The sequence below is a fragment of the Shewanella sp. genome (assembly GCF_051658185.1).
In the GTDB taxonomy this organism is placed as follows: domain Bacteria; phylum Pseudomonadota; class Gammaproteobacteria; order Enterobacterales; family Shewanellaceae; genus Shewanella.
Genome location: NZ_JBOFMC010000095.1, coordinates 1 through 10,409, shown reverse-complemented (window position 1 = coordinate 10,409; position 10,409 = coordinate 1). Strand labels below are relative to the sequence as shown.

11 protein-coding genes and 1 riboswitch are annotated in these 10,409 nt (G+C 51.5%); of the genes, 10 read left to right on the top strand and 1 reads right to left on the bottom strand.

All coding sequences use genetic code 11. The features are described from left to right. Window positions 1-246: 246 nt before the first annotated feature. From ACRCZA_RS04125 to ACRCZA_RS04115, 3 genes are all read left to right on the top strand, one after another. Window positions 247-639, top strand: coding sequence for a hypothetical protein (locus ACRCZA_RS04125; RefSeq protein WP_438673210.1), 393 nt, complete (start codon window positions 247-249; stop codon window positions 637-639). Between the two features lie 345 nt (window positions 640-984). After that, window positions 985-1,836 carry a PfkB family carbohydrate kinase gene (locus ACRCZA_RS04120; RefSeq protein ID WP_438673209.1) on the top strand — a complete coding sequence of 284 codons (852 nt, stop codon included), beginning with the start codon at window positions 985-987 and terminating at the stop codon, window positions 1,834-1,836. 314 nt (window positions 1,837-2,150) lie between these two features. Further along, entirely contained in the window at window positions 2,151-3,608 is a 1,458-nt protein-coding gene (locus tag ACRCZA_RS04115) for a sensor domain-containing diguanylate cyclase (RefSeq protein ID WP_438673208.1), read from the top strand. An 82-nt stretch (window positions 3,609-3,690) separates the two neighbouring features. Here the strand turns inward: ACRCZA_RS04115 and ACRCZA_RS04110 are convergent, their stop codons facing one another. After that, complete coding sequence (locus ACRCZA_RS04110) at window positions 3,691-5,340, bottom strand: electron transfer flavoprotein-ubiquinone oxidoreductase (RefSeq protein ID WP_438673207.1); 1,650 nt, start codon at window positions 5,338-5,340, stop codon at window positions 3,691-3,693. 249 nt (window positions 5,341-5,589) lie between these two features. Continuing rightward, a riboswitch (molybdenum cofactor riboswitch) is annotated at window positions 5,590-5,725 on the top strand. Here ACRCZA_RS04110 and moaA point away from each other — a divergent pair. The 7 genes from moaA to ACRCZA_RS04075 form a co-directional block, all read left to right on the top strand. Then, window positions 5,713-6,693: a GTP 3',8-cyclase MoaA gene (gene moaA, locus ACRCZA_RS04105; protein WP_438673206.1), complete on the top strand. Its 981-nt coding sequence runs from the start codon at window positions 5,713-5,715 to the stop codon at window positions 6,691-6,693. (Overlaps the previous riboswitch by 13 nt.) A 105-nt stretch (window positions 6,694-6,798) precedes the next feature. Next, the gene (gene moaC, locus ACRCZA_RS04100) at window positions 6,799-7,275 is read left to right on the top strand and encodes a cyclic pyranopterin monophosphate synthase MoaC (protein WP_438673205.1); all 477 of its coding nucleotides are present in this window, start codon (window positions 6,799-6,801) and stop codon (window positions 7,273-7,275) included. Between the two features lie 149 nt (window positions 7,276-7,424). Then, window positions 7,425-7,676 (top strand): molybdopterin synthase sulfur carrier subunit, encoded by a 252-nt coding sequence (gene moaD / locus ACRCZA_RS04095; protein WP_438673204.1) that lies wholly within the window; start codon window positions 7,425-7,427, stop codon window positions 7,674-7,676. 1 nt (window position 7,677) lies between these two features. Beyond that, a complete protein-coding gene (gene moaE, locus ACRCZA_RS04090) occupies window positions 7,678-8,148 on the top strand; it encodes a molybdopterin synthase catalytic subunit MoaE (RefSeq protein ID WP_438673203.1) in 471 nt (156 codons plus the stop codon). 48 nt (window positions 8,149-8,196) lie between these two features. Then, complete coding sequence (modA, locus tag ACRCZA_RS04085) at window positions 8,197-8,991, top strand: molybdate ABC transporter substrate-binding protein (protein WP_438673202.1); 795 nt, start codon at window positions 8,197-8,199, stop codon at window positions 8,989-8,991. An 8-nt stretch (window positions 8,992-8,999) separates the two neighbouring features. After that, window positions 9,000-9,680 (top strand): molybdate ABC transporter permease subunit, encoded by a 681-nt coding sequence (modB, locus tag ACRCZA_RS04080; protein WP_438673201.1) that lies wholly within the window; start codon window positions 9,000-9,002, stop codon window positions 9,678-9,680. Next, window positions 9,661-10,409: ABC transporter ATP-binding protein (locus ACRCZA_RS04075; RefSeq protein ID WP_438673200.1), on the top strand; the 749-nt coding region annotated here is incomplete at its 3' end. The genes modB and ACRCZA_RS04075, both read left to right, overlap by 20 nt.

Here is a 10,409-nt window from a genome sequence, read left to right as displayed (position 1 = left end):
CGAGTATCAGTTAACTCAGTGGCGGTGAGTTTTATCCTCGTGCTAAGGTTAGCCCCATCAGCCTTAAGCTGCGCACCAATACGTTATCTTGGGCCCATTACTTGGGGGCAGTTGCGCTAACCCCTTGCAAAAATAGCCTTAAAATCACTGCGCTTCTCAATTATTTTATCTTGAGAGAGTATTTTATCGCTCGAGCTTAAGGCAGAATGATCGGGTCCGTAAAATTATTATGCAGGATATAACGGGATGACTATTAACGCATTATGGATACCCGCCTGGTATGAACTTGATCCATCTATCGTCGTGGGCGTGACCGAGCAATTTGTATTTCATAAGCCCGCTAACAACGAAACCTTACGATTTTACAGCGGTGCGAAAGCGGGCGATGCCGTGAAGGCGACCGGTGCGATTGCAGCGATTCATCATGCTGTCTTGGGGGCGATAGAAAGTGTCGATGCTCAGGGCTTAGATTACACCTTAGTGCTACAGGATGGCCGTCGGCTCTTGGTCAATGCACAGGAGGAGCCTGGCTTACTCTATGAATGGGTCGATGACAGCTGGCAACCTTCGGAAATTGGCATTGCGGATTGGCGCTTAGAGGTAAAATTTGCCACCCTGTCGCCCTTGAGCCCTATGTAAGCGGTTATGGGCAGCGATGCAGTGATCCTGTAATGCGCTGCCTTTGTCATACTCTTTTTATCACCCACTCTTTGCCGTGTCCGGCTCGCTAGCGCCCTTTCTTAGCGTGATATTCATCACCTCCTTTCGTTGTTTACCCGCCAGTTGCCGCGGGTAAATCTCATGTGTGCGCGGGACGCCTTTGCTTACCATGCGCGAAAACGCGTGCGTTTATCGCCCGGAGCATTTGCGTAATTTACTGATATAAACAGGGATTAAATTGTGTCGATAGGGTTTTTGATCTAGATTGGGGTCACTTTCTTTGTCGATAGCGCGCAGGTGTTGTGCGCGCCATGGAGCCTTGCAATGGCGAATATTTTACTGGTTGCCAATCTCAACTGTGATCGGATCTTGTTGCTGGATAAACCCTTACAAACCGGAGGGCGCTTTCATTACCAAGATGGCGGCCAGCGGCTCGGTGGCGGCGGGGCCAATACCGGGCTGGGGCTGGTGTGGGCCGGGCATCGGGTGGCTCTTGTCAGCCAAGTGGGCCGGGATAAAATGGGCGACTGGGTCATCGCAGAGGCGAGCACCCAAGGCCTTGATTGTCGCCTCGTGCAGCGGCGCGAGGGCAATACCTGTGAAATGTTGCTAGTGATGACCCCCGATGGCGAGCGCACGATTATTCGTCCCCAAAGGCCTGTATTTGAGCTATCAGTCCCGCCGAAGTGGCCGTCGTGGGATGCACTGTATTTTAATACCTCTGCCGAGGGCACAGTGAGTTGGGCTAAAACCGCATTAGCGCATTGCTTGGTGGTGGCGCAATTGGCCAAAGATGATCGGCCTCGGCCCTGTCATGTGTTACTCGCCTCGGTGAGCGATATGCAGGGGCGATGTGATGTACCATCCTGGGAATATGGCGTCAGCATTGGCGGGGCATCCCTGCGGTATTTTGTGGTGACCGATGGCATCCATGGGGCAACGGTATATCAAGGCGATCAAGTGCAACATGTGCCAGCTGTGCCTGCTACAGTGGTCGATACCACCGGTGCAGGCGATGCCTATGCGGCGGGCTTGATCCACAGCCTGTGCCTTGGTCAATCGATCACCGAGGCCATGGCGGAAGGGGCGATTTGGGCAGCGTTTGCGGTCGCCACCGACAGCTCAATTCCCGGAGATGCGCTCAGGCGCTACTTAGAGGCGCGGCAGGGAAATTAATAGGGAAAGCGGCGGGCGAAGTCATTTTTCTGTCATTTTCATCCGCTACCTTAGCGGCAGTCACAAAGAGCCGGTGTTCTTATGCTTTTGGTGCGTTGCTCCCACTTTGGTTGGTGACTCTACTGGTTAGCGAGTCCGCCTAGCCCCGTTTCCTCAACGGGGCATTTTTTTGCGCAAAATAAAGTGATTTTATTATCGAACAGTCACTTGATGAAATGTTGTGCAGTAACGGCGGGATTTAAGTTAACATTTGCGCATTAAACGGTTAACAACCAAAAGCGGCTCAAAGTGCCTTGGTGTCGTTGGAGTAAAGCATGGGCAATCACGTTTGGAATGATAAAAAGAAATTTATTTGGTTACTGTCGATATTGTTGCTGGTGGCATTTTTAGTGACCAGCGGCATCAGTTACAAAGTTGCCCATGATTCCCTGAGCCAGCAGATAGAAGGTAATACCTTACCGCTCACCAGTGATAATATTTACTCTGAAATTCAACAGGATTTGTTGCGGCCGATTTTTATTTCCTCCCTGATGGCGCAGGATACCTTTGTGCGAGATTGGACGCTAAACCGCGAGCAGGATCCCGACAAGCTCATCCGTTACCTGAAGGAAATCCAAGATAAATATGGCACCATCACCAGTTTTTTTGTGTCTGAACATAGCCGCAACTATTACCACTCCACCGGCATATTAAAAAAGATCCAAGACGTTGAGGTGAATGATGCGTGGTATTTTAGGGTGCGCTCTTTACCTCCCACTGAGCCATTTGAGGTGAACATTGATGCCGACACTGCGGATAGGAGCAAAACCACCGTATTTGTTAACTATAAAGTTTTTGATTTTGATGGTAATTTTATCGGTGTTACGGGCGTTGGCCTCGCGGTGGAAAAGGTCAAAGCGCTTATCGAGCTCTACCAAGAGCGTTATAACCGCCGGGTATTTTTTACCGATCGTCAGGGCAATATCACCCTGCGTGGAGATGAGTATCAAGGTGCCGATTCTTTGCAAAATACCCCGGGGTTAGATCAGCTTGCTACACGGATCTTAACCAGTCCGAGCGCGGCATTTAGCTATCAGCGAAATGGTAAAACCGTGTACTTAAATAGCCGCCTTGTGCCTGAATTTAAATGGTATTTGATTGTTGAACAGGAAGACGCTCCACAGGAGCAGGCGCTGCTCAATACCTTTTGGGGTAACTTGGCCCTAAGCCTAGTGGTCACCATAGGTATCCTGTTGATCTCAAATATGACCTTAGGTCGCTATCAACGAAAACTCGAGATCATGGCCACCACCGATAAATTAACTGGCGCCGCGAATCGCCAAGTGTTTGAGGAGTTTTTTGGGCAAGCATTAGCCAAGGGCAAATTAGCCAACACTCCCCTTGCCGTAGTGTTGCTCGATATCGACCATTTTAAGAAGGTTAATGATAACTACGGCCATAGCATGGGAGATTTGGTCTTAAAAACCGTGAGTCATCTACTGCGCGGCCAACTGAGAGCTGAGGATGTGCTATGTCGCTGGGGCGGCGAAGAGTTTTTAATCTTGTTACCTGAGATGGATTTAAGCCATGCCGCTGAATTTGCTGAGCAGCTGCGCAGCCTGATATCCCAGCGAGAAATTAAGGTCAATGGTATCCACATTTCGATTACGGCGAGTATTGGGGTGGCCGAGTTACAGCGCCAAGAATCGGCTGAGGATTTAGTTCGACGTGCCGATTTAGCCCTATATCAAGCGAAAACGGCCGGTCGCAATCAGGTGGTGCTTAATCAATAGCTGACATTAGGCTGTTGCGGGCGGCGTGATGAAAGCCGATAAAACTCAGGCGCCCTGGTGGGCGCCTGAGGCATTTTAGGGCTTACATATTAGGATAGTTGGGGCCGCCGCCACCTTCTGGGGTCACCCAAGTGATATTTTGACTGGGATCTTTAATGTCACAGGTTTTGCAGTGAATACAGTTTTGCGCATTGATCACAAATTTGCGCTGACCTGCGGCTTCAACAATTTCATATACGCCGGCAGGGCAGTAACGCTGGGCGGGCTCATTAAATTGGCTAAGGTTGCTGCCAAGCGGAATGCTAAGATCCTTTAGGCGTAAATGGCAGGGTTGATCTTCTTCATGGTAAGTATTTGATAGATAGACTGAAGAAAGCTTATCGAAACTCAATTTACCATCGGGTTTAGGGTAATCAATCTTGCTATAGGTGCTCACATTGGCCATTTGCGCGTAATCCGGCCGTTCATCACGCAGGGTGATGGGGAGGCGACCACCGAACCAGTTTTGATCGATATAGTTAAATGCCCCACCCAGGACGGTGCCCAATTTGTGCATGGCCGGGCCAAAGTTGCGCGACTGATATAACTCCTGATATAGCCAGCTCTGTTCAAAATGATGTTGATAATGGTCAAGATCTTTACCGGACTGCCCCTCAGCCATCATCGCTTGGGCTAGGGTGTCGGCGGCAATCATCCCGCTCTTGATGGCGGTGTGGGTGCCCTTGATTTTGGCAAAATTTAAGGTGCCGGCATTGCAACCTATGATCAAACCACCGGGGAAGCTCATTTTGGGTAATGAGTTTAAGCCGCCCTTAGCGATGGCTCGTGCGCCGTAGCTAAGGCGCTCGCCCCCCGTTAAATATTGGGCAATGGCTGGGTGGGTTTTATAGCGCTGGAACTCATCAAATGGGCTGAGGTGTGGATTTTGATAATTTAAATCGATAATGAGCCCAACCGCGACTTGATTATCTTCAATATGGTAGAGGAAGCCGCCACCCGAGGCGCCATCGGTGAGCGGCCAGCCACCGGTGTGGACCACTTTGCCAAGTTGGTGCTGTGCGGCGGGGATTTTCCAGATTTCTTTAAAGCCAAGTCCGTAATGTTGCGGCGTTCTTCCTTGGTCTAAATGGTATTTTTCAATTAATTGTTTGCCGAGGTGGCCGCGGCAGCCCTCGGAAAATACCGTGTATTTTGCATGCAGCTCCATGCCGGGCATGTAACTGTCCTTAGGCTGACCATCGGCACCGATGCCCATATCGCCAATGACGATGCCTTTTACGCTGTTATCGTCATTAAATAACAATTCACTGGCCGCAAAGCCGGGGAAGATTTCAACGCCCAAGGCTTCGGCGCGGCTGGCAAGCCAGCGGCACAGATTACCCACGCTGATAATGTAATTACCTTGATTGTGCATGGTTTTTGGCACTAAGGCATTGGGCATGACACGGCTGGCGGTGGCGGAGCTCAGTAGATAGATTTCATCCGCCGTGACGGCGGTGGTGATGGGCGCGCCCTGTTCGCGCCAATCGCTGAACAGTTCATCAAGCACTTTGGTTTCGAAAACGGCGCCTGAGAGAATATGTGCACCGACTTCAGAGCCTTTTTCGACGACACATACGCTGATGGTGGTCCCTGAATCCTGCGCGATTTGCATGAGCCGGCAAGCCGTGGCAAGGCCGGCAGGCCCTGCGCCAACGATAACAACATCGAATTCCATTGATTCGCGTTCCATCTGTTTACCTCTTCCTTCGCTTTATCCCCGATTGTTATCAGGTGTTGTAGTTTGTAAACGCTTGTTTGATCACTGTCGCTCACCTTACCTTAAAATGGGCAGAGGGCACAGCCTGAGACACGGCTGTTTTAGTTAAATTGCTGCAAATCTTTGGGTGAGCACTGTCACATATTGTTCACGCTAGGGTGATCGAGCCCAAGAAATACTTGTTTAGGGGTATAGTTGGCCGCAAGATTCGGCCTATAATCGAAGTTGACGGTTCTCCGAGCACACCTGCCTACGTCAAACAGATATGGAGGTGTAGCCGTGGTAATAATGCCACCGGGGTGAGTAAAGAAATGCACTCACCTCCCACACTTTGGAAAGGTGATCATGTCTCAATTACAAGACAGTTTTGGTCGGAAGTTTCACTATTTACGCATGTCAGTCACTGACGTGTGTAATTTCAAATGCAGTTATTGTCTGCCTGATGGCTACCACCCCAGTGGTAAGCCGCAATTCTTATCCCTCAATGAAATCGCCAATCTCGTTGCCGCCTTTAGCGAAGTGGGCACCGAGAAAATTCGGATCACCGGTGGTGAGCCGACGCTGCGCAAGGATTTTACCGATATCGTCCGGATCGTGGCCGATAATCCTAAGATCAGGACGGTGGCGACCACAACCAATGGCTATCGCCTCGAAAAGCATGCCAAGGAATGGTTTGATGCTGGTTTACGCCATATCAATGTCTCGGTCGATAGCTTAGATCCCAAAATGTTTTACCAGATCACCGGTGAAAACAAATTCGATGAGGTGATGCGCGGCATTGATGCTGCATTGTCGGCCGGATTTGAGCGGGTAAAAATCAATGCGGTGCTGCTTAAGGGATTAAACGATAAAGATTTGCCGCGTTTTTTACAGTGGATTAAGCATACTCCCATCGACTTGCGTTTTATTGAGCTGATGGAAACCGGCCTTGGTCGGGACTATTTTCAGGCTCATCATCTCGCCGGCGCCGATATCAAGGCGCAGTTACTGGCAGATGGCTGGCAATTTGATGCGCCTAGCGCCTCCGATGGCCCAGCGCAAAACTTCAGCCATCAAGATTACCTGGGGCGCATTGGCCTTATCATGCCCTATGCTCAAAACTTTTGTGCCAGTTGTAACCGTTTGCGGGTGTCTGCAAAGGGTAAACTGCATTTGTGTTTGTTTACTGAGTCAGGTGTCGACCTGCGTGATTTGCTGCAACATCCTGAGCAAAAAGCGGAATTAATTGAGCGACTCCAAGGTCAATTAGCGCACAAGAAAGAAACCCATTATCTGCATCAAGGCATTACCGGTGTGACTCAGCATCTTGCCTCGATAGGCGGTTAGGCAAGGCTCTCGCGCCGGATGCTCCCTTGGCACTTGCCTTAAGGTGCGCGGATATCGGCGCTGTTGCCGCTGCTCAATTAGCGTGTATTTTAAAGGAACCCCTTAATGAGTAATGTATTTACCCATATCAATGCCGACGGAAATGCCCATATGGTCGATGTGACCGAAAAGGCGATCACGGAGCGCGAGGCCCGCGCCGAAGCTTTTATTGAGATGGCGAGCAGTACGCTCGAGATGATCATGAGCGGTCGCCACCATAAGGGCGATGTGTTTGCCACCGCGCGGATTGCCGGTATTCAAGCTGCCAAAAAAACCGCCGATTTGATCCCTCTATGTCACCCCTTAATGCTCACTAAGGTTGAAGTGGAGCTCGAGGCTCAGGTCGAACATAACCGTGTGCGTATCACGAGCTTGTGTAAATTATCCGGCAAAACCGGGGTCGAGATGGAAGCCCTCACCGCCGCCAGTGTCGCGGCGCTCACGATTTATGACATGTGCAAAGCCGTACAAAAGGACATGGTGATCTCCCAAGTCCGCTTGCTTGAAAAACGCGGCGGCAAATCGGGACACTTTAAGGTTTAACTGCCTAAGGTTTCATAACTTAAGGTTTAACTGCTTAAGGTTTAATAACTTAAGGTTTAACGGTTAAGGGGGTGACTACCCCCATGGCACGCGTTGCCAGTTGCGTTAGCCAAGTTTCAGTGTTAACGGATAAAAGACGAGAGAAGATAATGATTAATGTGTTGTTTTTTGCCCAAGTGCGAGAATTATTGGGCACCGCTAAAGTCAGCGTTGAGGCCACCGAGCACACACAAACCGCTGAAGGCTTACGCGCGACCTTAGCCGCCACAGATGAAAAATGGGCCAAGGTGTTAAGCTCTGATAAGTTGCTGGTGGCGGTTAATCAAACCATGAGCCAATGGGATGCCGCCGTTAAAGACGGTGATGAAGTGGCCTTTTTCCCGCCCGTGACCGGAGGCTGATATGCGTCAATTACCCGCAGTGCGAGTGCAACAAATTGATTTTAATGTTGCCGATGAGTATCAGCTACTCGCCCAAGATGACAGCGATGGGGCTGTGGTGACCTTTGTTGGTAAAGTGCGCGACTTTAATGATGGTGCTGAAGTGACGGACTTAACCCTTGAGCATTATCCGGGCATGACTGAAGCTGTGCTTGAGGGCATAGTGCAAGAGGCGCGCAGCCGCTGGCCGCTCAACAAGGTGACAGTGATCCACCGCGTCGGCACGATGGCCCTTGGTGAACAAATCGTGTTTATCGGCGTCACCAGCGCTCACCGTAAGGCCGCCTTTGCTGCCTGTGAGTTTTTAATCGACTTTTTAAAAACCAAAGCGCCGTTTTGGAAGTTAGAGGCGGGCGCTCAAGGTAAAAATTGGGTCGAAGCTAAGGATGCCGATGAGCAGGCCGCGCAGTTGTGGCAGCACAAGGGCGCTTAAGATTCGCTTCGCTCTCCAGACTCGGTTATTTATTCAAGGTGTAACGTTATGGCGCGTGTGCTTCGATATTTCCCTCTTATTGGCGTGTTAGTGAGCGGCCTGCTGGCGCTCACGCCTTGGGCGAGCCGCGCCGACGCTCCGGTCCCCGCCATTGCGGCGGCGGCGAACATCAAGTTTGCCCTCGATCATATTCTGAGCAATTTTACCGCCGAAACGGGCCTGCGGCTGCGGGTGTCCTATGGTTCATCGGGGAATTTTGTCGCGCAAATTCAACATGGCGCCCCCTTTGAAATGTTGCTTAGCGCCGACGAGCGCTATATTGCCGAGTTGCATAAACTCGGGTTGACTCAGGGCGAAGGGGTGCAATATGCCATCGGCCGTTTAGCGATCGTCGCCCCTAAATCTTCTCCGCTCAGTTTGGATGCCCAGCTTGCCGGGCTTAAGGCGCTACTGGCGTCGGGGCAGCTTGGACGGTTTGTGATCGCCAATCCCGAGCATGCGCCCTATGGCGAGCGCGCCCGCGAAGTGTTGATGAAGCTGGGCGTGTGGGATGACATCCGGCCTAAATTGATCCTTGGCGAAAATGCCTCTCAGGCCGCTCAGTTTGCCGTGAGTGGTTCGACTCAGGGCGGAATTATCCCGCTGTCGCTTGCCGTCACCCCGCAATTTCAAGCATTAGGCCGCTATGTTGCCTTGCCCGAAGATCTGCATGGCGCGCTGGGACAACGTATGGCGTTGATGCCTAAGGCAAGTTCAACGACGGAGCGTTTTTATCAATATCTTCAGTCAGATGCCGCCCGCACCGTATTGAGTCAATATGGCTTTGGTTTGCCACAACAGTAAGGGACGCAATGGATTGGCAGGCGCTTTGGTTATCCGTAAAACTCAGTAGCATCACAGTATTCGTGTTGATCCCCTTGGCCATTTTGGCCGGCAGAGCCTTGGCCTATCGGCAATTTGTTGGCAAGTCTTGGGTGGAGGCGCTGATCATGGTGCCCCTCGTGTTGCCACCGACCGTCATTGGTTATTACTTACTGGTGGGGCTTGGGAGTCAGAGCTGGCTTGGCCAATGGATTGAGCAGCTCACCGGCCAGCAGTTAGTGTTCCATTTTTCGGGGTTAGTGCTCGCCTCTGTGTTGGTGAATATTCCCTTTGCCGTGCAACCCATTCAACGCGCCTTTGAAAGTGTGCCCCATGATGTGCGCGATGCCGCCGCCTGTTGCGGCATGAGTCCTTTTAAGATTTTGCTGAAGATTGAACTGCCAATGGTGTGGCCTGGAGTGCTGACGGCCCTCGTATTGAGTTTTTCCCATGTGCTCGGCGAATTTGGCGTGGTGCTGATGATGGGCGGCAATATTGCGGGCGAGACTAAGACGATTTCGATCGCCATTTATGACAGTGTACAGGCCTTCGACTTTAGCGCGGCCGGTACTATGTCATTAGTATTGTTATTGTTTGCGATCACCGCTCTCGCGTTGACGACCAGTTTATCCCGGCGTTTAGGAGGTCAGGGTGGCACAAATCATCGCTGATCTGCATTGCCGGGTCCACAATCATAAACACATTAAGCTCAATGCCGATTTTTGTTGTAAGGCGGGGCAGGTGCTGGCGGTCGTTGGGCCCTCAGGCGGCGGCAAAACCACGTTACTGCGAATGGTGGCGGGATTAAGCCATCCGAATGCGGGGCACATTCAATTTGGTGATACGCCGTGGTTTGACGATAAGGCCGGGATTGCCTTGAGTCCACAGCAACGCCATATCGGCTTTATGCCGCAGCATTTTGGCCTATTTCCCCATCTTACTGCCCTGGAAAACGTGGTCGCAGGGCTCGATCATCTCCCCAAGGCAGAGCGTATTGCGCGGGCAAAGTCTTGGTTAGAGCGGGTCAATTTACAGGGCTTACCTGACCGATTACCGGCGCATTTATCGGGTGGCCAGCGGCAACGAGTGGCGCTGGCCCGGGCGCTCGCCCGTGAGCCGTCGGTATTGTTACTGGATGAGCCTTTTTCGGCGGTCGATCGTGAAACGCGCGAGCGCTTATACCTCGAACTTGCGCGGCTCAAGGAGCAGCTATTGTGCCCGGTTATCATGGTCACCCACGACCTAAATGAGGCCTTACTGCTGGCCGACTCGATGATGCTGATAAGCCAAGGGCAAATGCTCCAACAGGGCGCGCCTTTTGAGGTGTTGTCCCGGCCGCGCAATGAGGCTGTGGCTCGGCAGATGGGACTGAGAAATATCTTTGACGGTGAAGTGGTGCA

What these genes read in the sequence shown, in the direction of transcription:
- moaE (WP_438673203.1), top strand. Translation starts at nt 7,678, where the DNA reads ATGCGTCAATTACCCGCAGTGCGAGTGCAACAAATTGATTTTAATGTT.
- ACRCZA_RS04115 (WP_438673208.1), top strand. Translation starts at nt 2,151, where the DNA reads ATGGGCAATCACGTTTGGAATGATAAAAAGAAATTTATTTGGTTACTG.
- ACRCZA_RS04125 (WP_438673210.1), top strand. Translation starts at nt 247, where the DNA reads ATGACTATTAACGCATTATGGATACCCGCCTGGTATGAACTTGATCCA.
- moaA (WP_438673206.1), top strand. Translation starts at nt 5,713, where the DNA reads ATGTCTCAATTACAAGACAGTTTTGGTCGGAAGTTTCACTATTTACGC.
- moaC (WP_438673205.1), top strand. Translation starts at nt 6,799, where the DNA reads ATGAGTAATGTATTTACCCATATCAATGCCGACGGAAATGCCCATATG.
- modB (WP_438673201.1), top strand. Translation starts at nt 9,000, where the DNA reads ATGGATTGGCAGGCGCTTTGGTTATCCGTAAAACTCAGTAGCATCACA.
- ACRCZA_RS04110 (WP_438673207.1), bottom strand. Translation starts at nt 5,340, where the DNA reads ATGGAACGCGAATCAATGGAATTCGATGTTGTTATCGTTGGCGCAGGG.
- ACRCZA_RS04120 (WP_438673209.1), top strand. Translation starts at nt 985, where the DNA reads ATGGCGAATATTTTACTGGTTGCCAATCTCAACTGTGATCGGATCTTG.
- modA (WP_438673202.1), top strand. Translation starts at nt 8,197, where the DNA reads ATGGCGCGTGTGCTTCGATATTTCCCTCTTATTGGCGTGTTAGTGAGC.
- moaD (WP_438673204.1), top strand. Translation starts at nt 7,425, where the DNA reads ATGATTAATGTGTTGTTTTTTGCCCAAGTGCGAGAATTATTGGGCACC.